At 40.5% G+C, this 24,363-nt stretch carries 25 protein-coding genes, 4 pseudogenes and 1 riboswitch; of the genes and pseudogenes, 5 read left to right on the top strand and 24 right to left on the bottom strand.

All coding sequences use genetic code 11. The features are described 5' to 3' along the window. Window positions 1-29: 29 nt before the first annotated feature. Window positions 30-683 (bottom strand): thiamine phosphate synthase, encoded by a 654-nt coding sequence (gene thiE / locus ABEV15_RS10470; protein WP_498853158.1) that lies wholly within the window; start codon window positions 681-683, stop codon window positions 30-32. After that, window positions 684-1,475 (bottom strand): hydroxyethylthiazole kinase, encoded by a 792-nt coding sequence (gene thiM, locus ABEV15_RS10465; RefSeq protein ID WP_429634386.1) that lies wholly within the window; start codon window positions 1,473-1,475, stop codon window positions 684-686. A gap of 59 nt (window positions 1,476-1,534) precedes the next feature. Beyond that, window positions 1,535-1,650: riboswitch (TPP riboswitch) on the bottom strand. A gap of 163 nt (window positions 1,651-1,813) precedes the next feature. On the opposite strand from thiM, the gene hcp reads away from it, so the two are divergent. Then, the gene (hcp, locus tag ABEV15_RS10460; RefSeq protein WP_429634384.1) at window positions 1,814-3,103 is read left to right on the top strand and encodes a hydroxylamine reductase; all 1,290 of its coding nucleotides are present in this window, start codon (window positions 1,814-1,816) and stop codon (window positions 3,101-3,103) included. Between the two features lie 37 nt (window positions 3,104-3,140). On the opposite strand, the gene ABEV15_RS10455 is transcribed toward hcp, so the two are convergent. From ABEV15_RS10455 to ABEV15_RS10415, 9 genes are all read right to left on the bottom strand, one after another. Next, window positions 3,141-3,668 (bottom strand): thermonuclease family protein, encoded by a 528-nt coding sequence (locus ABEV15_RS10455; RefSeq protein WP_429634382.1) that lies wholly within the window; start codon window positions 3,666-3,668, stop codon window positions 3,141-3,143. After that, complete coding sequence (locus ABEV15_RS10450) at window positions 3,665-4,291, bottom strand: histidine phosphatase family protein (protein WP_429634380.1); 627 nt, start codon at window positions 4,289-4,291, stop codon at window positions 3,665-3,667. The genes ABEV15_RS10455 and ABEV15_RS10450 overlap by 4 nt, the downstream gene beginning before the upstream one ends. 13 nt (window positions 4,292-4,304) lie before the next feature. After that, on the bottom strand, window positions 4,305-4,628 hold the full coding sequence (locus ABEV15_RS10445) for a PAS domain-containing protein (protein WP_498853157.1): 324 nt from the start codon (window positions 4,626-4,628) through the stop codon (window positions 4,305-4,307). A 322-nt stretch (window positions 4,629-4,950) separates the two neighbouring features. Then, a complete protein-coding gene (locus tag ABEV15_RS10440; RefSeq protein ID WP_429635577.1) occupies window positions 4,951-5,256 on the bottom strand; it encodes an ArsR/SmtB family transcription factor in 306 nt (101 codons plus the stop codon). 87 nt (window positions 5,257-5,343) lie between these two features. Then, a complete protein-coding gene (locus ABEV15_RS10435; RefSeq protein ID WP_498853156.1) occupies window positions 5,344-6,063 on the bottom strand; it encodes an exonuclease domain-containing protein in 720 nt (239 codons plus the stop codon). Window positions 6,064-6,066: 3 nt separating this feature from the next. Next, window positions 6,067-7,098, bottom strand: a complete 1,032-nt coding sequence (locus ABEV15_RS10430; RefSeq protein WP_498853155.1) for a DUF294 nucleotidyltransferase-like domain-containing protein — start codon at window positions 7,096-7,098, stop codon at window positions 6,067-6,069. 16 nt (window positions 7,099-7,114) lie between these two features. Beyond that, window positions 7,115-8,425, bottom strand: coding sequence for an ammonium transporter (locus tag ABEV15_RS10425; RefSeq protein WP_498853154.1), 1,311 nt, complete (start codon window positions 8,423-8,425; stop codon window positions 7,115-7,117). 156 nt (window positions 8,426-8,581) lie between these two features. After that, window positions 8,582-9,970, bottom strand: coding sequence for a hypothetical protein (locus ABEV15_RS10420; RefSeq protein ID WP_498853153.1), 1,389 nt, complete (start codon window positions 9,968-9,970; stop codon window positions 8,582-8,584). Window positions 9,971-10,036: 66 nt separating this feature from the next. Further along, window positions 10,037-10,981 carry an endonuclease I family protein gene (locus ABEV15_RS10415; RefSeq protein ID WP_498853152.1) on the bottom strand — a complete coding sequence of 315 codons (945 nt, stop codon included), beginning with the start codon at window positions 10,979-10,981 and terminating at the stop codon, window positions 10,037-10,039. A gap of 344 nt (window positions 10,982-11,325) precedes the next feature. Between ABEV15_RS10415 and ABEV15_RS10410 the strand changes: the two genes are divergently transcribed. Further along, window positions 11,326-12,252 carry an MBL fold metallo-hydrolase gene (locus ABEV15_RS10410; protein ID WP_004890221.1) on the top strand — a complete coding sequence of 309 codons (927 nt, stop codon included), beginning with the start codon at window positions 11,326-11,328 and terminating at the stop codon, window positions 12,250-12,252. Between the two features lie 25 nt (window positions 12,253-12,277). Here ABEV15_RS10410 and ABEV15_RS10405 read toward each other — a convergent pair whose 3' ends face one another. Then, window positions 12,278-14,032: an ABC transporter ATP-binding protein gene (locus ABEV15_RS10405; protein ID WP_498853151.1), complete on the bottom strand. Its 1,755-nt coding sequence runs from the start codon at window positions 14,030-14,032 to the stop codon at window positions 12,278-12,280. Then, a complete protein-coding gene (locus ABEV15_RS10400; protein WP_498853150.1) occupies window positions 14,029-15,783 on the bottom strand; it encodes an ABC transporter transmembrane domain-containing protein in 1,755 nt (584 codons plus the stop codon). The genes ABEV15_RS10405 and ABEV15_RS10400 overlap by 4 nt, the downstream gene beginning before the upstream one ends. A 183-nt stretch (window positions 15,784-15,966) precedes the next feature. Here ABEV15_RS10400 and ABEV15_RS10395 point away from each other — a divergent pair. Then, window positions 15,967-16,350 (top strand): annotated as a pseudogene (locus ABEV15_RS10395) (NAD(P)/FAD-dependent oxidoreductase); the annotation flags it as partial. On the opposite strand, the gene ABEV15_RS10390 reads toward ABEV15_RS10395, so the two are convergent. Both ABEV15_RS10390 and ABEV15_RS10385 read right to left on the bottom strand, forming a co-directional pair. Next, complete coding sequence (locus ABEV15_RS10390) at window positions 16,309-17,181, bottom strand: CotS family spore coat protein (protein WP_498853149.1); 873 nt, start codon at window positions 17,179-17,181, stop codon at window positions 16,309-16,311. The pseudogene ABEV15_RS10395 and the gene ABEV15_RS10390 sit on opposite strands and share 42 nt — an antisense overlap. Before the next feature lie 103 nt (window positions 17,182-17,284). Next, a complete protein-coding gene (locus ABEV15_RS10385) occupies window positions 17,285-17,779 on the bottom strand; it encodes a glutathione peroxidase (RefSeq protein WP_498853148.1) in 495 nt (164 codons plus the stop codon). Between the two features lie 122 nt (window positions 17,780-17,901). Between ABEV15_RS10385 and ABEV15_RS10380 the strand changes: the two are divergent. Further along, window positions 17,902-18,240 (top strand): annotated as a pseudogene (locus tag ABEV15_RS10380) (nitrilase-related carbon-nitrogen hydrolase); the annotation flags it as partial. 11 nt (window positions 18,241-18,251) lie between these two features. Further along, window positions 18,252-18,437, top strand: a pseudogene (locus ABEV15_RS10375) (GNAT family N-acetyltransferase); the annotation flags it as partial. A 150-nt stretch (window positions 18,438-18,587) separates the two neighbouring features. Here ABEV15_RS10375 and ABEV15_RS10370 read toward each other — a convergent pair. The 9 genes and pseudogenes from ABEV15_RS10370 to ABEV15_RS10330 form a co-directional block, all read right to left on the bottom strand. Further along, the gene (locus ABEV15_RS10370) at window positions 18,588-18,782 is read right to left on the bottom strand and encodes a hypothetical protein (protein ID WP_498853147.1); all 195 of its coding nucleotides are present in this window, start codon (window positions 18,780-18,782) and stop codon (window positions 18,588-18,590) included. Between the two features lie 46 nt (window positions 18,783-18,828). Further along, window positions 18,829-19,074 (bottom strand): YuzB family protein, encoded by a 246-nt coding sequence (locus ABEV15_RS10365; protein WP_429633140.1) that lies wholly within the window; start codon window positions 19,072-19,074, stop codon window positions 18,829-18,831. Window positions 19,075-19,153: 79 nt separating this feature from the next. After that, entirely contained in the window at window positions 19,154-19,666 is a 513-nt protein-coding gene (locus tag ABEV15_RS10360) for a hypothetical protein (RefSeq protein ID WP_498853146.1), read from the bottom strand. A gap of 4 nt (window positions 19,667-19,670) precedes the next feature. Then, window positions 19,671-20,792 carry an o-succinylbenzoate synthase gene (menC, locus tag ABEV15_RS10355; protein ID WP_498853145.1) on the bottom strand — a complete coding sequence of 374 codons (1,122 nt, stop codon included), beginning with the start codon at window positions 20,790-20,792 and terminating at the stop codon, window positions 19,671-19,673. A 164-nt stretch (window positions 20,793-20,956) separates the two neighbouring features. Next, window positions 20,957-21,856 (bottom strand): DMT family transporter, encoded by a 900-nt coding sequence (locus tag ABEV15_RS10350; protein ID WP_429633134.1) that lies wholly within the window; start codon window positions 21,854-21,856, stop codon window positions 20,957-20,959. 89 nt (window positions 21,857-21,945) lie between these two features. Then, window positions 21,946-23,169 carry an MFS transporter gene (locus ABEV15_RS10345; RefSeq protein WP_498853144.1) on the bottom strand — a complete coding sequence of 408 codons (1,224 nt, stop codon included), beginning with the start codon at window positions 23,167-23,169 and terminating at the stop codon, window positions 21,946-21,948. A gap of 102 nt (window positions 23,170-23,271) precedes the next feature. Then, window positions 23,272-23,568 (bottom strand): rhodanese-like domain-containing protein, encoded by a 297-nt coding sequence (locus ABEV15_RS10340; RefSeq protein ID WP_429633130.1) that lies wholly within the window; start codon window positions 23,566-23,568, stop codon window positions 23,272-23,274. Between the two features lie 5 nt (window positions 23,569-23,573). Further along, a pseudogene (locus ABEV15_RS10335) lies at window positions 23,574-23,882 on the bottom strand (FAD-dependent oxidoreductase); the annotation flags it as partial. A gap of 72 nt (window positions 23,883-23,954) precedes the next feature. Then, window positions 23,955-24,308 (bottom strand): rhodanese-like domain-containing protein, encoded by a 354-nt coding sequence (locus ABEV15_RS10330; protein ID WP_077428467.1) that lies wholly within the window; start codon window positions 24,306-24,308, stop codon window positions 23,955-23,957. Between the last annotated feature and the right edge of the window lie 55 nt (window positions 24,309-24,363).

Raw genomic sequence — 24,363 nt, 5'->3', positions numbered from 1 at the left:
CCATGCCGAGCACACTAAAAAAGACGACATTAACAGTCGCCTTTTTGTTTTGCATGCATAACAATCTCGTATAGTCGCTTCGTCTGCTCACGAATATGTTGAGCGCGACAAATCGTGGAAATGACAGCGATTCCGTCCGCTCCTGCTTCAATTACTTGCTTGGCTGTTTGTTCTGTAATTCCTCCGATAGCAACAAGCGGAATATGCTTTTCATGCGCGCGAATATGCTCAATCATCGTTAATCCACATACTTGTTTTGCATCGTCTTTTGAAACAGTCGGAAAAATCGGACCTAATCCAACATAATCAGCACGAGCAGCAAGCGCTTTTTTTACTTCATTTAAGTTGTGAACAGATACACCTAAATATTTATCCCCTATGCGATCACGAACTCGTTCTGCCGCTTCATCCTCTTGCCCGACATGAACACCGTCTGCTTGTAAAGCAAGCGCTAAATCCACATCATCATTCACAATAAACGGAATGTTACGAGCGCGGCATCGCTCAAACAATTGCTCAGCTAAGCGATACTTTTCAAGTCCTGTAAGCGCTCCCTTTCCTTTTTCGCGAAACTGAAACATCGTAATGCCGCCTTCAATCGCTTCGTCAAGCACGACAAGCGGATTTTTCGTACAATCGACGCTTCCCATCACGAAATATAACGATAACATATGTTTCATCATTTATTCCCCTCGAATGTGTGCGTATTCATTCACTTCTTCTGCTGTCGTCTCGTATAAAGCATTTAAAAATGCTATTTGAAAGCTACCTGGCGCTTTGGCGTGTTTCACCGCTTTTTCAGCTGCTACACCGTAATAAGCAAGCGCAGCGACAGATGACATCATCACATTTTCTCCCACACTAGCAAATGCACCTAACACCGAACTTAATAAACAGCCTGTTCCTGTCACTTTCGTTAACATGGCATCACCGTTTGAGACGATCATTACTTTTTCTCCATCCGTCACCACATCATCTTTCCCGGTCACAACAACTGTACAACGAAACATACGCGCTGCTTTTTTGGCTACATGCTCGAGATCGCCTTGAACATCTCCTGCATCTACCCCTTTTGTACTTGCTTGTTCCCCAACAATACTTGCGATTTCGGATGCATTTCCGCGTAAAATGGTAACGTTGACTTCGCGTAATATATGTTGGGTTGTTTCCGTACGATATGTTGTCGCACCTGCTCCGACAGGATCGAAAACAACGGGAACATTTGCTTCGTTTGCCGCTTTTCCGGCAATAACCATCGCTTCTACATCTGTTTCGTTTAATGTACCGATGTTTAATACAAGGGCACGTGCTAAACGAACCATATCGGCTACTTCTTCTTTTGCATAAGCCATCACCGGAGACGCACCTAATGCAAGCAAACCGTTAGCAACAAAATTTGTCACAACAACATTCGTCATATTATGTACAAGCGGCGACTCCTCTCTGACGCGCGTTAACCATTGTCCAACATTCATCGTGTATTCCCCCTTAAAAAAATAAAAACTAGTCGGACAGAATCGACTAGTTTGTGCTTACAAAACATAGCCTACTTCCCTCCGCTGGTACAAACCAGATCAGGTTCAAAGGGTTGGAAAACTGATTGCGCGTTTTCCTCTCAGCCATCGCCATCTGGCACCCCTAGTAGCTCGATTGATTTTATTTTCTTCCATTTTAATATATTTTTTCTCGTTATTCAATATAAAACATTGTCAATTGTCGTTCACATTTTTATATAGATGTGTGATATGCATCACTTACGCTACGGTGATTTTCCCCTACTGTTAAAGTGTTAATAAGAAAAGGAGGGGTTATCATGTTTTGTCATCAATGCGAACAAACGCCAACAGGGGGATGCACAGTCGTCGGTGTTTGCGGAAAAGATGAAACGATTGCAAGCTTACAAGATACGATTGTATTTGCGCTAAAAGGAATTGCTGCATATCGCACGCATGCTCATCAACTCGGATATACAGATCCATTTGTTGACACAACAACGCATGAAGCGTTGTATATGACACTAACAAACTCCAACTTTAACGTTCAAGAACATTTAGATATGGCGATGAAAGTCGGAAAAGCTGCTATTCGTGTCATGGAACTGCTCGATCGGGCACATACAGAACGCCTTGGCATTCCTCAACCTGTTCGCGTAACACAAAATAGAATTGAAGGAAAATGCATTCTCGTTACAGGACATAACTTATTTGCACTTGAACAATTATTGAAACAAACAGAAGGCAAAGGAATTAACATTTACACTCATTCCGAAATGTTGCCTGCGCACGGCTATCCGCAATTGAAAAAATATAAACATTTAAAAGGAAACGTCGGAAAAGCATGGTACGACCAACGTCGTTTATTCGAAAAATTCCCTGGCGCCATTTTAGCGACAACAAACTGTGTGATGCCGATTAAAGGCTCGTATGCTGATCGCATGTTTTCATACGATGTAGCCGGATTAGAACATGTACAAAAAATCGAGAATGATGATTTCACACCGTTGATTGAGAAAGCGTTACAACTTCCAGAAGCAAATATCGAATCAGATGAAACATTAGTTACTGGTTTCCATCACGAAACAGTCATTCAAATTGCACCAGAAATTATTCAAGCTGTAAAGGAAGGAAAAATTCAACGCTTTTTTGTCATCGCAGGCTGTGACGCGCCTGGAAAAGGTGGCGAATATTATCGTTCATTAGCGACGTCTTTACCGAAAAACACAGTTATTTTAACGACATCTTGCGGAAAATTCCGCTTCAACGATGTAGATTATGGTGTCGTTCCTGGCACAAACATTCCGCGATATATTGACTTAGGACAATGCAATAACTCGATTTCGACTGTCAAAATTGCGATGGCACTTGCAGAAGCGTTTGGCTGTGAGGTAAATGAACTACCTGTCAGCATCGTTCTTTCATGGTTTGAACAAAAAGCGGTTGCCATTTTACTCGGACTGTTTAGTTTAGGCATTCAAGACATTCGGATTGGACCAAAAGCACCACACTTTATATCTGAAGGTGTGTTGCGCGTATTGCAAGATATGTTCGGCCTCAAGCTCATCGGCAATGTGGAAAAAGATATGCAGGCGATGCTAGCACATTAATAAAAGGGCTGTTTCATTCAGCCCTTTCTTTTTATATTTATGAAGCTTTATCACGCCATACGCTCATATCAAATCCTTTTTCTGTTACGTAGCCGTCAACACTCCATATTCGTTTTTTCGCTTTTTTTGCTTGCTCTTGTGCTTCATACAATTGTTTAGCGTATTTTGTATCAGGGTCAAACATATAAGCAACACGAGCGAGTCCTTCTTTTACAATTTTTTCTTGATACAATGTTTGATCCTCCATCCATATGTAAGCAAGCAGTCGACCATACCGGTCATATGGCTTCTCTTTTGCACTTAACTCGATCGTCACTTTTTTATGAAGAAGGACATCTTTTGCAAATTGCTTCGCTTCTTCACCGTATGCTTGCTTTTCCCGATACGTTTCTGGCGTGTCGATATTTAATAGACGAACCGTTACTAATTTGCCATCCTTTCGTATTTTCACTGTATCACCATCAATAACATGCTCTACTGTCGTAACAAACGTCGTTCCGTTATTTTGTTGGGCACAACCAGCAATAAAGAAAATTACAATGAAAAAAATAAACCATTTTCTCACAAATGTGTCAGCTCACTTTCAAGATGTGAAATGTCCGACTCACACTCCACTACCCACTGTTGGCCGTTAAAAGAAGCGATCGTTACGCTTGTGCCATACACGCGGCTATTTTTCCATAACTCTGCCATTGTTTGTTGTTTCCAATATACAAGAAGTGTGCGAATAACCACGCCATGCGTAACAACAAGAACATGACCATTCGAATGATTTTCAGCTATATGATGGATTGCAGCTACAGCCCGATGCTGTACATCAAAAAATGTCTCTCCAACACTCGGCTCGTATGCGTCTGGCTCATGATAAAAATGATAATGATTTCGTTCGTCCATCTGAGCAATTTCTGCAATTGTTTTTCCTTCCCAATGTCCTAAATGAATTTCACGTAATCGCTCATCAAAATAAAGAGGTACGTCACGTTGGCCTAAAACAATTTGTGCCGTTTCTTTTGTCCGATCGCTCGGACTACAATATACAGCAGTAAACGGAATCGTTCGCAGCCGATCATGTAAAAGTGTCGCGTGTTTTCTCCCCGCTTCAGTTAAAGGTGAGTCTTTCCATCCTTGCATTCGCTGTTGTGCATTCCACTCTGTTTCTGCATGACGAATGACATACAATTTTAACATCTTACATTCCCCCTTATACAAACGAAAAAAGCAAGCTATATTCGCTTACCTCTTCAGTTAAAACCCAAGTCGTAATTTCTCTCTCTTTTGTTGTATAAATCGTATGTAACTTCTCCATCAGAAGCGGTATATCATCATGGTGCACATAGGAAAATAATTCTTGGCTACACATTTCTTTTTCGTACTTAAGTACATATTGTGCAGTTGGTGAAACGTACGTAATCTCGCCTTCCGCAGATAAAATAAACGTAAATTCGGATGCAAGCGAAGCCATCGAAGACGTAAGACGCATATCAATAAACGGTTCGTATTGATATGTCACAACAATCGCTCGCAACAGCCCCCCTTTTGTCATATAGAGCTGTCGCTTGTACATACACATCTTTTTGTTCATCTTTTTCTTTTACAATTGCGTACGAATACTTCCGACCATTTTTCACTTCATGAATAAACTTTTCTAACAGCTCGCGATCCATAGCACGATAATAAAAATGACGAAAAAATGTTCATCTGCTCCTAAAATTTTTCCATTCGGATCAATAACAGCGATTGCTTGCATAACTGTATTCATCCTCTTTGTTGTTAGATTTCTAATTTCATTTTCACTAAAAACCGTGAAAAAATCAACAATACTTGATATTCTTTCACTTTATTCCCCACTAATGATCGCGCGCATGACGAATTGTTTGTTCGAGAATGTGCAACACATGCTCATCATCATGCGAATAATATAACGTCGTTCCTTCCCTTCGATATTTAACAAGACGTAAATTTTTTAAAGATCGAAGCTGATGAGATACGGTCGATTGTAAAAGTGATAAATGATTCGCAATCTCTGTTACTGAAAACTCACCAGATGAAAGTAAATGTAAAATACGAATACGCGTTGGGTCGCTTAACGCTTTAAACGTTTGCGATACGATAAAAAGTGTTTCTTCATCTAACGGTTCATATTGCTGTTCCATACAATCTCCCTCTTTCAATATATGAATATGTATTCATATAAGTTAATGAAATTGTATAATTTTTCGTAAAAAAAAGTCAACATTCGTTTACGAACGTTGACTAAGTAACGCATATAAGTCATGCAACGTATCAATTTGTAACTGTTGCAACTCTGTAAAAACTCGCTTCCAAATTTCAAATAAACTCATGACGTCCCCTTTTGCTGTATGGCGGTCAATCGGAGTGAGATGATAAAATGAAAGAGCATCATCGAGCGTCGGAAATGAATCGTGATATATGCATTCCATGATTTTTCTCATTTCTATTGCTGTTTGTTGTAAAACTGTACGATAGTTGCGCGATAAAAATTCATTTAAAAACGCTACATCATGCTGAATATGATAGCCGAGTAAAATACTATGGTTCAAAAAGGAAAGAATATGATGAATTTCCTCCTCTAGTAACGGAGCACATGCGACATCGTCATTTGTTATCCCCGTGAGCGCAACAACATGTTCTGGAATACGGCGTTTTGGCCGGAAGTCGGAACAATATAAATCAAGCGATTCGCCCTTTTTTGTTTTTAAAGCAGCAAGTGAAAAAATTTCGTCTCCTCTTTGCGGAGAAAAACCTGTCGTCTCTGTATCTAACAAAATAAATATTACATCAGAAAGTGGTGTTTCGAGGGAATACGTTTGTTTTCTTGCTTCTTTCATCATTTTTCGGATCCATACTTCTTGCTGAAAAGCTGAACCAATTGCAGTTGCTTGATCGCTCCGCAGTCCAAGCGATAATAAACGATTCAGCCAGTGAAACGACCGCTCCACCGATTACACCCACTTTCTTGCACGACGCTGCATTTTTTTCGCCACTATCATCGCTTTTTTTAATCGCTGCTTTTCCTCTTGCGATAAATGTTGCATGGACAAATAATCCGTTCCTTCAAGCGAACAACGTAAACGAAAATATAAAAACGTTTGAATCGCTTCTTCTATCCGTTCAAATAACCGTTGTGAACAACCGTTTTTAGCGTACCAACACGTCAATCGCTCAAACGTGGAATTTGAATCAACAAATTGTTCTCGAACTGCTATCCATTTTAACGCATGACTTAGCTGAACATATCCCCCTTGCTTTATATCAATCATCCCACTTTTTTCTCCCCATCGTTCTACGTACACGCGACCAAAAGGACCGATGGGAACAAAAGGAATACGAATGCTGTCAATCATCCGGTCACGCAAAGAAAAGGTTGTTGCTATTTTTTTATACAACGTTTCTTTCAGTTGAGTAACTAATGAATACTCGCCATAAATCGGACGCATATCAACCAACATAGACAAATAACGAATATCATCTATATGCTCATTTTGTACATATTTGTCGATTTGCCCTTCCCAATCATCTGCTTCCTTTAGCCATCTTTTATTTGTTGCCATCACATGCCCTGTACAATATGGATAACCGATTTCGTTTAAAAAAAGAACCCCCATGCGTGCATACTCACGCATATATGCATAACAATCCTCTTTTTCATTACTGAAACAAGAGAAAATCATCCCGTTATCCTGATCTGTCCAAATCGTCGATTCCTTTCGCCCGCTACTTCCCATAACGAACCAACAAAAAGATGAAGGCTTTTTGCCAATTCCCCTTCGATCAACCTCTCGTTCCGCTAATAACAACGCTTTTTTCATAAGTGCATCGTGGCACACATAAAGTGCATTGTATATATCAAACATACGATGAAAAGGGAATGAAAACGGAGAGAGGAGAAAAGCAACTTCATCGTGAAGTTGCTTAAGTTCTGACATATCGTTACATTGTTCCGCCCGAACAATGATTGTTTCAAAATCATTCATGACATCACCATCTTCATCACGAACGAGATGAAACGACTGTTGTCGTTTGTTGATAAGCTGGATCTAATTGTTCAGGATATCCGTACGAACCATGTTCACTAATATCAAGTCCAGAAATTTCTTGTTCAGGCGTCACCCGTAACCCGATCGTCTTTTTTAAAGTATATAAAACAATAAACGAAACAATCGCTACATATATTGCTGCACCTAAAACACCGACTGTTTGAACGATGAGCTGATCAACCCCTCCACCATAAAACAATCCCGGTTTTCCAATTCCTGTGACTTCTACTAAACGTGGCGAGGCGAAAAAGCCAGTGGAAATGGTGCCCACAATGCCAGCAATTCCGTGAACAGAAAATGCGTAAATCGGATCGTCAATGCCTTTTCGTTCAAAATATACAGACGTCCAAAATGTAAATGATCCAGCTACAGCGCCAATGACTGCAGCTGCCCACGGTTCGACAAACGCGCATGCCGCTGTAATGGCAACAAGCGCCGCTAATACACCGTTAACCATCGCTGGAATATCCGCTTTTCCAACAAGCCACTTTGCTGTCAAAATTGAAGCAATTGCTCCAGCAGCTGCTGCAATATTTGTCGTTAACGCTACATAACCGAAAAATCCATCTGCTGTCCCCATCGTACTTCCTGCATTAAATCCAAACCAACCAACCCATAATACGAAACCACCGATGACCGTATATACTTGGTTATGCCCTGGAATATGATTTGGTGTCCCGTCTTTATTAAACTTTCCAATTCTTGGTCCTAATAACATCGTTGCAATGAGCGCAGCAATTGCACCTTGTAAATGAACGACCGTCGAACCTGCGAAATCTTGCATGCCCATTTCTCCAAGCCAACCGCCTCCCCATACCCAATGACCGATGACTGGATAAATGGCGATCGTGAAAATCGTTCCAAAAATGAAGTAAACAGATAGTTTTGCACGCTCAGCGAATCCTCCCCATGCAATCGCTAAAGAGACACCGACAAAAGCAAGTTGGAATAAAAATTTCAGTTCAAGTGGCACATTTGCCCACGAAAGAGAAGAAAACGTCTCTTTTCCTTCCTTTAAAAACCATCCTTCTGTCCCAACGAATCCGTTTCCTTTCCCAAATGTAATAGCAAAACCTACAGCCCAAAATGCAAGCGAAGCGATCGCAAAACTTAATATTTGCTTTCCTGCAACATGACCAGCATTTTTCATTCGCGTCGAACCTGCTTCTAACAAAGCAAATCCGACTTGCATTCCAATGACTAAAATCGCTCCTAACATAACCCAAAGTGAATCAAGCGCCAAACTCAACTGTGCCTCATTCATTCTCATCTCTCCCTTATGTTATTTTTTATAACATTTATGGTTATAATATATTACATAACCAAAGGGAAATGCAACAGTTTTTCGAAAATTTTTTTATTTTTATGTTATGTTTTATAACATAAAAAAAGAGTGCCTCCATAGAGACACTCTCTTGAATTAAATAAGAAACATGGCGACAATTGTCGTGACAATCAATCCTGTAATAACCGGCACAACATTTCGTCTCGCTAACTCAAATGGGCTAACACCACAAATCGCAGCTGCTGGAATGAGGGCCCAAGGTACTAACGTTCCTCCCCCAACCCAAATGGCAGCAATTTGACCGAGTGCTGTTAACGTGGCTAGGCCTGTGCCAATTGCGGTTGCAAACAAATTCGCAATGGAACCGACGAGCGAAATACCTGAAAAGCCTGAACCGTCCAATCCAGTAATTGCCCCTACTCCCGCTAACGTAACTGCTCCTACTTCTTTGCTTAATGGAACAACACTAGATAGAGCAACACCTAAATCATTGACAATGCCATGCGATTGTTTTGGTAAAAACTCTCCAATAATCGCTTGGAATCCCGAATCTCCTAAATAAAAGAACGCCGCAATCGGAATAACCGGACCGAACACTTTAAAACCGAATTGGAATCCTTGAATGAATAAGTCTGTAATTTGTTCTAAGCTGTTCTTTTTGTATGCAACTAATGATAAAAGAGATAAAATAAAAATCGCTGTTCCTCCAATTAATGCGGTTGCATCTCCGCCTTGCAATTGAAAATAATACATAGCTACAACGTCTAACCCAAATAAGATCGGAATAAGGAAGGCAAATATCACTTTCATCCGTTTCGTTAATAAGTGAGACTGTACTTCATTTGCCTCGATCGCAACCGCCTCACCTTGTGGAATGTTGCCTTTTTTCATGTCGCGACGCAACAAGAAAAATGCGGTTGTAACAGTGACAATCCCCATAACAAAGACGAGCGGAATGCTTGCTGAGATGACTTCAGACACCGGAATACCAGCTGCATCTGCTGTTAATTTCGGAGCCCCTTGAATAATAAAATCACCTGATAGCGCAATGCCGTGGCCGAATAAATTCATCGCCATCGCTACACCTAATGCAGGCAATCCGACACGAACAGCAACCGGTAATAATACTGCTCCAAGCAATGCCACCGCAGGCGACGGCCAAAAAAACCAAGAAATCATCATCATTAATATTCCTATCGTCCAATAAGCTAGCGTTGGTGTCCGAATGAATTTCGCAAACGGCGCAATCATCACTTCATTCATTCCGGTAATCGTCAGTAACTTACTCATGGATACAATAATCGATATGACAAGAATAGTCGGAAGAAGTTCTGTGATCGCGTAAACAAAACTTTTAAAAATGGTGCTAATAGAGAGCGGTAAAGATCCTGTCGCTGTAATCGCTAACAAAAAAATGCCTACCATACAAGCTAAAGATGTATCTTTACGCCAAATCATTAATGCGATAATGATACAAATAAACGAGACGTAAATCCAATGTAACGCTGTTAACTCCACGCCCATCGTCCTCTTCCCCTTTTCATAAACTGTAATACAGCATATGAAAAAGGGAACGATGTGTGCGGACGCCTAACCACTTTTACGTCCAATTGAAAAATAGAGCTCTTCAACAAGATGTGGTTTATCGATGAACGGATTACGATTGCCTTGAATGCGGAAAATGGCTGCGTTACGATGTTTTTCATACATTGTAACTGGAAACTGTTTATGCCATTGAATGAGTAGCGAAATATTAATTTGGTCAATAAACGACTGTTTGATTGCTCGCGGATAACGAACGAGAAAATACAACATCGCTCGCGCTACTGCTCCTTTTCCGTGTTCAGGTTCGAAATGTTCCCCGTATGCCACGCCACAATCATTTTGAATGATTTCATTCGGCGACTCAGGTTCATAAAACGGAAAATCGGCATAAGGAAAATTGGAACGAATCGAATTGCAGCGTGGTTCGCAAACGAATAAATGATGCAAATCCCCTTTCATCGGTTCCTTCGCTCCAAACCATGATTGCGGCACGACATGTTCGGCATTAAATTTCAATTGTTGATCAACCAATTTTATTTTTTGATTAAAATCGAGTTCGCCTTTTTTTGCCTTTTTTACAAGCTGAACAAATTGTTCATATCGCTTTTGAATGATCTTGTAATCTTGTAAAATAATTGTACGTGGATCTTTCTTTTTTCCTGAATAAATGCTTTTTACTGTTCCGTCTGGTTGCAAATCAACCCATGTGTACAAATAGTAATCTTTGCTTAAAAAATATGGAATGTGTCGAATGTGCGTCCGTTTTATTAAATCGTGATACGCTTGAAATAACAACTTTCCATCCGTTTGATGATCGATGTGTTCGTAATATCGGTCAATGATGCGCTCTTCTTCCTTTTCGTTATAATATAAAGCGTTTTGTTGCCGAATTTTTTGTTGATTTTCAATAAGTTCTTGCAAAATTTCTTTCTGTTTTTCTTCCCAACGCTTCAGCTGCTCTGCATGTTGATGGATAACATCTTCCACCATTCTTCTCTCCAATCATTTTTACTATAATGTATTCGTATATTATCCATTACGTCTCCGCTCTTTTGTTTCATACACCTATTATAATCAATATGTACACAATAAAAAATAGAACGGAGCATAGTGACTCCCCTTACTAAAATATCTCTTAACAAATATAGAAAGCTCTTGCCTTTCATTTTCACCAGCAAGCCTTTCTTTTGATAAAATAGATAGCGACAAAAATCGAACATAGATATATTTTTTATTAATACGAACAAAAAACAATGAAATTATGTTATATAACAATAAAGGATTATATATAGAATGTAATACTTGAATGAAACACCCATATTGGAGGAGAAAAAATGAGAAAGCGATATGAAAATTTAGGTGGCGTCCCAACAACGAAATCGTTTGCTGACTTGCGGAAATGGTATGCGGAAAGAAGACAAAAAAAGAAAGATTGGTCATATACTTTGCCTTGCGAACATATTCAACCTTCGTTGCTACATACAAATACGGGGCAAACGCTACTCACATGGATAGGGCATGCGACATTCATTATTCAAATAAACGGATTGACGATTGTTACAGATCCAGTTTGGGCAAAACGATTAGGAACGATCCGCAGACTAACGGAGCCCGCTCTGTCGATTGACGACCTACCTCCCGTTGACGTCATATTAATTTCTCATAGTCACTACGATCACCTACATTTTGCGAGCATTAAAAAACTGAAAGGAAACCCACTCATTCTTGTACCGAGCGGGTTGCGTTCATCCTTTCTGAAAAGAGGGTTCGAGCATGTTGTGGAATGCAATTGGTGGGACACCGTTGTCGAACGAGATGTTTCATTCACATTCGTTCCTGCACAACATTGGTCGAAACGAACGTTATTTGATACAAATACGTCCCATTGGGGTGGATGGGTGATTGAAGCAAAAGATAAACCGACGTTTTATTTTGCAGGGGATAGCGGATATTTTCATGGATTTCGCGATATTGGGGAACGTTTCCATATCGATTACGCTTTATTGCCGATTGGTGCATATGAACCCGAGTGGTTTATGGGGCCTCAACACGTTACCCCTGAAGAAGCCATTCAAGCATTTGTCGATTGCCGGGCGAAAACATTTATTCCGATGCATTATGGCACATTCCCGCTAGCTGATGATACACCAAAAGAAGCGTTAGATCGCCTTTATGCTGAATGGAAACGTCGCAACTTTCCGAACGAACAACTACGTGTGCTGAAATTAGGCGAAATCGTACATTGTGAAACCGCCACATAGAGCGTGGCGGTTCAGACTTATTCTCTTATATACATATATCTTCCGTTACCCCATTTTGCAATACGTACATGCGATAATACAGCCCTCGTTTTGCAAGCAGCTGATGATGAGTGCCGCGCTCGACAATTTCTCCTTGATGTAAGACGAGAATTTGATCCGCATCTTGAATCGTTGATAAACGATGGGCAATCGCAATCGTCGTTCGTCCTTTTCTCATTTTTTCAAGCGCTTGTTGAATCGCCTCCTCTGTTTCTGTATCAATATTTGCTGTGGCTTCATCCAGCACTAATATTTTCGGATTCATCGCAATCGTTCGGGCAAACGCAATGAGCTGACGTTGTCCGCTTGAAAACGTCGTACCTCTCTCCGTCACAGGATGATCATATCCTTTTGGCAACTTTTCAATAAATGCATGAGCTTGAACGAATTTCGCAGCTTGCTCAATATGTTCATCCGTCAAATTTTGATGATGGAGCCGAATGTTATCTCGTACCGTCCCATAAAACAAAAATGGGTCTTGAAGCACAAGGCCGATATGTTTCCGCAACTCTCTCTTTGGATACTCTTTAATCGAATGACCATCAATCAAAATATCACCACGTTCAAACTCATAAAAACGCATGAGCAGTTGAATAATTGAGCTTTTTCCGCTTCCGGTATGACCGACAAGCGCGACGGTCTCCCCAGGCCGAGCAATAAACGAAATGTTTTTTAGCACATCGCGTTTTCCATCATAACTAAACGATACGTTACGAAATTCAACCGTCCCTTTTTCAATCACGAGCGGTTTTTCAGCTTGTTTCGGTTCTTCTTCTTGTTCATCTAACAATTGAAATACACGTGAGGAAGCAACGAGCGCTTGTTGAAACATCGATAGCCGCATCATCATTTGGTTAATCGGTTCAAAAAAACGCTCTAAATAATTGACAAAAGCATATAACACTCCAATTTCAACTGGACTTTGAAAGGAAGAAATACCGAAGTAACTTAACACAACAATGAGCGAAAACACATAAACTAGGTCTGTTGCTGGACGAAGCAATAAACTATCTAGTTTAATATTTTTCATCGCTGCCGTATAATGTTTTTCATTAATGACTCCGAATTGCTCTTTCATCCGCTTTTGTTGACGGAACGCTTGAATGATCGCCATTCCTTGAAGTGACTCATTTAATTTCGCATTGAGTTGACTTAAACGTTCGCGTAAATCGCTATAAAACACCGAACTGTACTTCCGATACGTACGGATAATAAAATAAATGGTCGGTAAAATGACTAAACAAAAAGCAGCTAATCGGACATCAAGCAAAAACATTGCGACAAACACGCCGACTAAGAAAAAAGCACTTTGAATAAACGTGACAAGCACTTCAACAAACATTTCTTTAATGGCTTCTGTATCATTTGTCACTCGTGAAACGATGCTTCCAGCTGGCGTGCGATCAAAGTAACGCATTCCTAATGATTGCACTTTCGCAAACACGTCTATGCGCAATTGTTGAATGATTTTTAATGCAATCTCTTGGAACTTTAATAATTGAAAATAAGAAAGAAACACTTTTCCGATATGAATCATGATATACGCTGTCGCTAGTCCGATCATTGCTTGAAGCGGAAATGTCATCTGCGCTAAATAATCGTCAATAAAAATTTTTACAATGATCGGACCAAGTACGTCTCCAGCAGTCGTTAACGCTAAAAGAAAAAAAGCGAACAACAACGACTTTCGATGCGGTGCAGTATAGCCCATCAGTCGCATAAACACTTGTCGTTGATTCATTGTATCCCCCCACGTCCAACGAATTGTTCGAGCTGTTGACGAACGTACATATCCCGATACCATCCGTCTTGTGCAACGAGCTCGTCATGCGTGCCACGTTGAACAATTTTTCCATCTTCAAGCACTAAAATGAGATGTGCATGTTGAATGGCACTTAACCGATGTGTCGCAATCATTGTCGTCTTTCCCGCACGATTTTCTTTCAATGACTGCAAAATACGCTCCTCTGTTTGTGCATCTACAGCCGATAGCGAATCATCTAAAATGAGCACTTCTGGATTAAGCAACAGCGCACGAGCAATCGACAACCGTTGTTTTTGTCCTCCAGATAAAGAAACGCCTCTTTCGCCAACGACCGTTTCATATCCTTCTGGAAACTGCATAATATCATCATGCACTTGAGCGAGTTTAGCGACCCGTTCCACTTCTTCTTGACTTGCATCAGGGCGAGCGAACGCAATATTATCTCGGATGGAAGCAGAAAAAAGAAAATGATCTTGCGGGACATAGCCAATCGCTTCACGCAATCGTTCTAATCGATATTGCGTGATCGAATGTCCACCAAAATACACGTCTCCATCTATTCCAACAAACTCCCGCAGCAACACTTTTAAAAGCGTTGTCTTTCCGGCTCCTGTTTTCCCGACAATTCCTAACGTTTCCCCTTTCTTTAACGTAAACTGAATGTGTTGCAATATCGGTTCCGTTTCATTCGGATACGTAAAGGAACGAATGTCATATGTGATGTCACCTGTCGGCACTTCATCAAGCAATCCATCGTCTTCTTGTATATCCGATTTTTCACGCAACAATGATGACACCCGATCATACGAAGCCCTACCGCGTTCGACAATATTAAACAACCATCCAAATGCTAACATCGGCCAAATGAGCAGTCCTAAATACATCGTAAAAGAAACGAGCTGTCCAATCGTTAGCTCTCCTTGAACGACAAAACGTGCCCCAAAAACAATCGATAAAAAAAACGACACGCCGACAATGAGCGAAATCGTTGGATCAAACAACGAATCAATGCGAGCAACTGCCATATTTTTTCGAACGACGTCATCAACTTGCGCTCGAAACGATTCAATTTCTTCTTTTTCTTGTCCAAACGTTTTTATTACTTTGATTCCAGCGATGCTTTCTTGTACTTTATCGTTTAAAGCAGAAAATGCCTCTTGCGCATAATGGAACCGTTGATGAAGCAAAGAACCGTAATAGCTTGTTAAATACGCCATAAGCGGCATCGGCAATAAACAAATGAGCGTCAGTTTCCAGCTAATTGTTAACGCCATTGTCGCGATGACAAAGCCCCCAATGCATAATGAGTCAACAAGCGTCAAGACGCCAACACCTGCTGTTTGTTGAATGGCTTGTAAATCGTTTGTCGCATGTGCCATTAAATCACCGATGCGGCGATTTTGGTAAAATGACGGCGACATCATCGTAAAGTGCTCATATAACCGATCGCGCAACAAGCGTGCAAGCTTTGCCGCTGAGCCAAAAATCATCGTCCGCCAAACGTAACGACAACCGTACATACAAAGCGCAACACCTGCAAGCAAGCTTAACCACATAATCAGCTTTTCTTTCGTCAGTTCTCCTGCTTTTACAGCATCCACAACATGCCCAATTACTTTTGGGGGAACGAGCTCAAGCAATGAAACGATCGCAAGTAATATAATGCCGATTATGTATGCTTTTTTTTCTTGTTTAAAAAACCACATTAAATCGAGAAATACTCTCATACACCATCCCTACCTTTTCGTGCTTCGATTGTCGCCTCGCTCTATTTTATCAAATATTCCAAAAATAAGAAAGTTTTTTGCTATGTTAGTATATATATAAATAGTGTTATTCTTATCGCATACTTTTACATATGCAGGCCAATCTAAAAAAGACTAAAACGAATAAAAAAGGTGGTTGTTGCGATGGATTTACAAACAGGAAAATTATACTGGCCAACGACATTTCCCGATGCCCCTTCGTATCCACCGCTAGACAACGACATGCAATGCGACGTATTAATTGTCGGAGCGGGCGGATCAGGAGCGTTATGTGCTTATTATTTGAGTGAAACGGATTTAGACGTTGTTGTCATCGACAAACGAAAAGCAGGGTACGGAAGCACGATGACAAATATGGCACTTATTCAATGTCTTGGAGATAAAATGTTTTTTGAGCTTGTGAACAGTTTTGGCGAAACGTATGCCGCTCGTCATTTGACACTTTGTCAACAGGCAGTCGATGAGCTAGAGCAAATCGCAAATAAATTACATATCGATGTAGAATTTCAAAGAAGAGATAGTTTGTATGTAACTATTCATCCCGATAGTAGTATGTAAAGGAGCGCAACACAAATAAGGCATCCCCGTAATAGAAAATGCCCTAAGTGGTAGAAAGAACACGATCGAGCGTTTCGCCTGTCGTCCGTTCGACCAGCCGTAATCTTGATGCACAAGTCCCCATTCGCTATTTCCTCGTTCGACTAATTGATGATACGAAGATTGTTGAAGTCGCGCAAAACTTTCACGAGCCTGTGCTTGAAAATGATCGACAACTTCCAATAACATCGCACTTGCAGGCATCTCTTTATACGCCTTCGCTAATTGGCGAAACCAATCCATTTTGTTTATCGTTTTTTCGTACGTTTTCGGCCATTTGTATAACCGTGAAGCGATTTCTGCTCCTTTTGGAGGAACGTATCCTTTACTTAAACGATGAAATTCACCAAGCGCATAGCACAGTTGTTTCGCCCCTTCTAAATCTTTTGTTACCGAAAATAATGGCTCAATCCACTCCGCAACAAACCATAACTTTCCTCCCGCTTCTACATAATCCATTCCATCCGTCGTTTGTACAATTGGCGGAACGTTCGCTTTTTGCACATCGACTAAATATCGTTGCGCCCCGAGGCTAAATAAACTGCGCGTTGGACGGCGATGAAGCAATTTTAAACTTTTCGGACCTTTATTCGTTTCTAACTTCCAAATGGCTCCCCCTTTATCCGGCTTCGTCGTCACGACTTGCCTACTTTGAACAGATAAATCGTAATGGCGCAAAACGTCTTCTGCCATTTGTTCAATATAATCTGGTACAAAAAACTCGTGCATCGTTTCATCCACGATCCAAGGTTCAATAAGCATATAACCCCTCCTATTTGACATAAATCCCTACTATCTCAACATATGCACTAAAAAAAATTTCGTATAGACATATCCATTACGCCCAACAAAAAACCGCCTCTTTTCATTCAGAGACGGTTTCACTAAGCCATTGTTCAATATGTTGTTCTAGTTCTAACGGCTTTGTTGTTGGCGCAAACCGCGCGACCACTTGCCCGTTTCGATCAACTAAAAACTTTGTAAAATTCCATTTCACCGCTTTCGTTCCTAACACACCTGGCGCTTGCTCAGTTAAGTAAACGAACAGCGGATGAGCGTTTGGACCGTTTACGTCCACTTTCGCAAACATCGGAAACGTTACATTATAATTCAATTGGCAAAATTGTAAAATTTCTTCTTCCGATCCCGGCTCTTGATTTCCAAACTGATTGCACGGAAAACCGAGCACAACAAAACCACGATCTTTATATTTGTCATATAGCTGTTGCAATTGTTCGTATTGCGGCGTCAATCCGCATTTACTTGCTGTATTGACGATGAGTAATACGTTTCCTTTATACTGCGCTAACGATTGTTCTTCTCCTTGAATGGTGCATACGTGAAAATCGTAAATGTTCATCTCACATTCCTCCTTTCGCGCTATTGTAACATATGGATCATTTTTTCTGCACAAACAATGCTTCAATTCAGACAAATGGAAAAATGTTCGTTATAATGGTTAAAAAATACAAAAAACGTCATTTTTTCCCGTCATGCACCGATGACCGCCACGGGTTTCATCGCGTGCGCTATACATGCCACGCCCGCGCCATTGAAAACCAAGTGTACATCGTCACGACAGGCACAGTCGGCTCATTGCCAACCGTCGATTTTATGCGGGCAAACTTCGGTCAAGCAGCGATCATTACACCGAACGGTATTCCATTTCCACCGCGCGGCATTTTAGCGGAAGGAGAAATAAATGACGATATGACCATTACGGCTGATCTTGATTTACAGCTTCTTTACGACGTTCGCGAACGCGGATCGGTAACAACATGGCGCGATCGGCGCACGGATTTATATACAGATTGGACATAAGGGGGAGAACGATGTATAAAAAGCAACTTTACGTCTTTCATGGCGACCGTCCGATTCCTGCGATCATTCGCAACTATGAAGAAAAAGACATCGATGCGTTAATTCGCATTCAGCAAGAAAGTTTTCCACCTCCTTTCCCATCCGAACTATGGTGGAATAAAGAACAGCTTATGAATCATATCACACTTTTTCCAGAAACAATATGACAAACGTCAAGATTGATGCTGTTAGGAAAGGAACAGTGCGTCTGACGAAAGGGAACGACACATGGATCGTAAACAGTTGTTTTATTTCGGGCATATTTGGCTTTACGCGATAAGAGAGCTTCGCTTCACGCGTCGCTCTCTTTATCGTAACGGACAACTTAGTATTTGAACATGTTGTTGGCATATGTCTACTTGTTGTTCAACGCGCGGCGTGCATGTCGTTCCCTCAATTTCAATTTTTACCCGTCCGAGCGATTGAATATGTTGACAAAGATGAACAGAAATGAATATACGTTTTCGGCACGGGCTGTTCATCGGTTGCGAGCAGTCGTTCAAGAAAGTCGGTACGTTCCCGTAGTTGCGCCGCTTTTTTATGTCCTGCTTATTTTTTTCGAAACGCCCACCATTGTTTTGTTATTTCATAAGCAATGCGGTCATACAATTCATCTGTCGTCGTCGCTTTGACAACTTCGCCATCGATTAGGACAAACGGGCAATGTTTGCATGTTTTACATTTACCAACGCAATCTTTTCGTTTTACTTTGACATGTTTGAATGTTTGTTTTAGAAACATATATAACGTTTTTGTTGCAAACTTATTTTTCTTGCAAAAGTGCACTTTTTTCATTTCGTCACACTCCAAGTATGATAACTATAATCATTTTCATTCCTATCATACTTTGAATGTTTGCTTCCTTCAATGATTTTTACTTGGCATATTGTTGTAATTGCTTAAGCGAACGAATGATGTACGGAATCATCTGCAATAAATCGTCGACATGACTTTCGTTAATCATGCGTTCGAAATCAATCGTCACTTCATGCGTGTATCGTTCATTTTGTCGATATGTATACGTCAACGTTTGTAAAATGATGCGGTGCTCTCCCCAAATGTGTTTTAACGTTTGTTCTACATCATCCCCATCGACGTTTGTCGCTGAAAAAGAAAACGAAACGGTTACCGTACAACCTGCATGCGTTGCATCTTCATATAACAGTTCGTTCGCAATATGTTGAAGCGTCATCGCGAGAGAAATAGTGCACGTCACTTTATGCGCATGCCGCAATTGAAAAGAAAGCGCATATGCGCGCGTAAATTTCGCTAAATCAATGATGTCTGAGCGATCAACAACTGTTACGAGTTCATCTGTTACATCTAAATCATAAACGGCTCCTTCTACGACCGTTTTTAAATTGTCGAAAATCGTTGGGTCAAACATATGCTCATCCTCTCGATTTTTTATATATTTTTGAGCGAACGGTACGCCGCTCGACTTCTGTCAGATTAACGGTGTAACCGATTCCAATCTGTTGCCGAACGAAAATTCGCCCATTGTCAACGGTTACTTCCGGATCAATGAAATCCCGTTCCCAATAATTTGCTGATGCCGCTGTATCCCCTGGGAGAGAAAAATGAGGGAGAGTTGCTAAAGCGATGCTATGTGCTCGTCCAACTCCACCTTCTAACATACCGCCACACCATACAGGAATATGATGTTGCTGGCATAAATCATGAATGCGTTTCGCTTCTGTTAATCCACCTACTCGACCAATTTTTATATTGATCACGCGACAACTTTTTAACTCAATCGCCCTTTTTGCATCTTCATATGAACAAATGCTTTCATCTAAACAAATCGGCGTTTGCAATTTCGCTTGTAGCTTCGCATGATCAACGATGTCATCTACAGCAAGCGGCTGTTCAATCATAAGCAACTCATAGTCATCAAGCGCTTTCAGGCGGTCGATATCGCATAACGAGTAAGCGGAGTTTGCATCCACCATTAGCGGAACATGCGGAAAATGGTGACGAATCTCTCGAACAACATTTACATCCCATTCGGGCTTAATTTTTATTTTTATACGTTGGTATCCTTCCGCAAGCGCCTGTTCGATCCGTTTTAATATATTTGTTATCGGTTGAATGCCAATGCTGACGCCGACTTTCACTTCTTTTTTTTCACCGCCGAGCGCAGAGCTTAACGACACCCCATGTCGTTTCGCAAACGCATCCCAAACGGCTCCTTCAAGCGCTGCTTTTGCCATATAATTGCGGCGAACAATCGAAAATCGGTCACGCAATTCGTCAGGATGATAAACGGGTGCTTGAAAAAGAAGCGGAATTAAAAACGTTTCGAGCATATGCCACATCGTCTCAATCGTTTCTTCTGTATACCACGGAGCAGAAAACGCTACACCTTCTCCCCAGCCACACACACCGTCTTCATCAACGATCTCAACTAATAAAGCAGGACGCGTTTTCATCGTCCCAAAACTTGTCGTAAACGGTGATTTTAATTCCATTTGTAAGTATCGTAAAATAACTGTATGTATTTGCACAAACATCCCTCCGAAACAATTATATAATAAATGAAAAAAGCTGACCGAGAAAACGATCAGCTTTTTTATCTAACTTGTTTTCCGTTTTCGGCTAGCAACATCAATCCAAACGGCCAAAATTAAAATGCTTGACGCTTGGCGTCTCCTTTGACTAGCATGTATATATTTTTTCACGACGGAGACGCCATTTTTTGTTTTCCTAAAAGAATCACTGTCGCAATAATGAATAAGCTTCCAACCGTTTGAAAAAAGCCGAACGATACGTGTAAAAATAAAACGGACGCAACAATAGCCGACAGAGGCTCTACACTTGATAAAATGCTTGATTCCGTTGGTGATAAATACCGAATGCTTTCAATAAATAGCAAAAATGCAAGCAACGTCCCGCATACAACAATAAATAAAAGCGAAGCAACCGTTTGAAAATCAAATGTTGCAAACGGCGCAAAAAATGAATCAACGCTCGGCATTATAGCGATTCCGCCGATCACCATCGCCCATCCGACAATAATAAGCGAATCCCATTTTTTTAATAGTTTCGCTGAACAAATCGTATAAAACGCAAGAAGCACTCCCGATACAACCCCCCATAAAAACGCGGGAAAAGAAATGCTTAGCGCCCCTATTTTTCCATTTGTTAACAACAAAAATGTACCGCAAATCGCTAGCATAAGAGCACCCCAAATCGAAACAGATGGATGTTTCCGCTCACGAATAAAAAAATATAATACGATGTAAATGGGCGCTAAATATTGCAATAACGTTGCAGCCGCAGCATTGCCATATGCAATAGACAAAAAATACGTATATTGCACCCCGAGCATACCAACGAAACTAAATAAAATGAGCAACAACCGGCTATTTCGCTCGCGCCAAATGTGAAACAAGGGAATGCCACGGAATGATGCAAAAGCTAACAAACAAAAGCCAGAAACGATCATCCGAACAAAAACAAGCCATTCCGTTGCTACACTTTTTTGTTGAAATACCCATTGTGCCGCTGTGCCAGAAAGCCCCCACATCGTCGCAGCAATGATTACCATCCATAATCCTTTTGTACGCGCTGACATGCACCTCAACCTTTCACTATTTGTTAGTTCCCATTATAAACAAACGAAAAATTTTGTAAATACAAATATTTCTTTATTAGAAAATAAATTTACATTTTTTCGTGGTCCTTAATAAAAATTTGTGCCCTTTCGCCTTTTAACACAGCTTCTTTTTTACGAAACATCGTGTACACAATTAATAACAACGATAAAACACCAAACAAGACAACCATATATTCTAGTCCGATCGTATCTAATAAAAATCCCGTAGCTAACAATACGACTTGGAACGTCACACGATCAAACATATTTTTAAACGAAAAAAAACGCCCATGGTGCGATTTCGGAACATTTGTTTGAAAGATGGTCGCAATCATCGGGAAAAAGCAGCCAACCGATATGCCAAACAGTCCGAATGAAACAAGCGAAATCCATTTGATATGTGCGAAATGTAAAGATAGTTGTGCAAAAGCAATGAAACATGCTAATGCGTACATCCATTTCACATACGTTTGTTCACGAGCGGCATATTTAATGAGGAAGGCCCCAAATAAAAAACCAATGCCTTCAATCGTATATAACCACCCTTTAATCGAAGGGTCATTTTGTAATTCACTAATATTAATAACCATTAAATTGAATCCACCAATAAATAACTGCGGTACAATCGTTAAAACAACAGCCGTATAAACAACAGGCAATCCGCGAATGATCGGGAATACGTCTGTAAATCGTTGTTTTTCTTTTGTATAACTGCTTATGTCTCTCTTTTCTTCTTTTATATCAATAAAAAAAGTAAGTAAAAATAATAAACTGTATGCGACTATTGCGCCAATATATAACGTTTGCAAACTTGTAATCATAAGGAGAGCACCACCAAAGGCGGTACCAGAAATTCGTGATAACGCTGAAATATTCATATGCATCCCATTGATCGTCATGAGTTGTTTCTCATCCCGCACAACAAGTGGGATGATTGCTTGCAACGTCGGGAAATAGAAAGCAGCTGCGACTTGAATGGAGATCATAAAACATATCATGAGAAAAATAGATTCATATTTTAATGCAAACAGCATAAAAATAACGCTACATACACGACCGATTCCGGCGGATAAAAGAATACGTTTTTTTGCATATGTATCAATCCACTTCCCCACGATTGGACTAACAATCACACTAGCAAGCAATCCCGAAAATAAAATAAGCGACTTTACAAAGTCAGATGGGACATGCTTTTGCATGAATTCTAAGTTTCCGATAATCCCAAGCCATAAACCAATCCCAGCAATAAACTCACCAATAAAAATAAGAATGACATTTTTATCTTTCCACATATGTATTCCCCTTCATTCGTTTTGCTCTTCCAATACATGTATTTTATTGTACAATAAAATAATGCCAAGTGCATAAAAAATAAGACTGGCATATCATCAGTCTTATTCCACTTCTCCTTCCCAACTCATCATGCCGCCGACCATGTTTCTCACATGAAAACCGCGTTCTGATAGCCATTCGCACGCTAATGCACTTCGACCGCCAGAATGACAAACGACGATATACGTTTTGTTTGGATCTAGTTCGTTTAAACGAGCAAATAGTTGCCCGAGCGGAATATGACGTGCGTTCGGAATTTTTCCTGCCGCTACTTCGTGTGCTTCCCGAACGTCTAGCACTTCGACATTTGCTTCATGACGTAACGTATCCGCTTGTGTCGGTAAAATATTTTCAAACATACCTACTCCTCTTGTTCATCTGTTCGTAAATGTTTTAACGTTACCGTTTTTCGCTCACGATTAATACTCGTCACTCCACTTAAGTTACGCACATCGATGCGAAATCGCTTGGACATGCCATCGACTGTTTGGACAAGTAACTTGCTTCGTTCTTGGATGACATCCCCAATGTAATAAGGAAGCCCGCAGTTTGCAAATGAAATATACTCACCGCGTTCAAACATAACAGTCTCATCTTTTTCACTTAACCGACGTAAACGAGCTGCAGCAGAAGCCCCCCCAGCTACGCCGCCAACAATGACAATTTTTCTCATTACATGTCCCCTTCATATACAAATACGTGTGACCGTATTATATCAAACAATCGCTTCATAAAGTTTGAACAGTTAATGACATTTTACCATATTTAACTCATTTACATGCTCGTGCCCTTTTATATAATATCCTTCTATTGAGAAATGATAACGTCTAAGTAAACGGATCGCGACATTTTTCTCTAGATTGCTTTTTGCAATGACAATCACTTGACGGTTCGGAATGGTTTGATAATAACGTTTTAAGTATGCAACGGGAACGCGGAGAGCCCCATTCATTTCGTCTGCCTCGTTGTAGTCACGTACATCAAGCAACGTCACATGTTCATATGATGATAAAGACGTCAACTCTTTGACACCACGAACGGGTACATAGCGATAATATAGAGCATATAGCACGAGCATAACGATTACTATATAAGTCATGTTGTCTTACCTCCCTTTCACATCATACCCTAATAGGTATATAAAATCAATAAAA

Source organism: Bhargavaea massiliensis, from assembly GCF_050480245.1.
Taxonomy (GTDB): domain Bacteria; phylum Bacillota; class Bacilli; order Bacillales; family Anoxybacillaceae; genus Anoxybacillus.
Note: the sequence above shows the minus strand (reverse complement) of the source record. Positions and strands in the feature narration are given on the sequence as shown.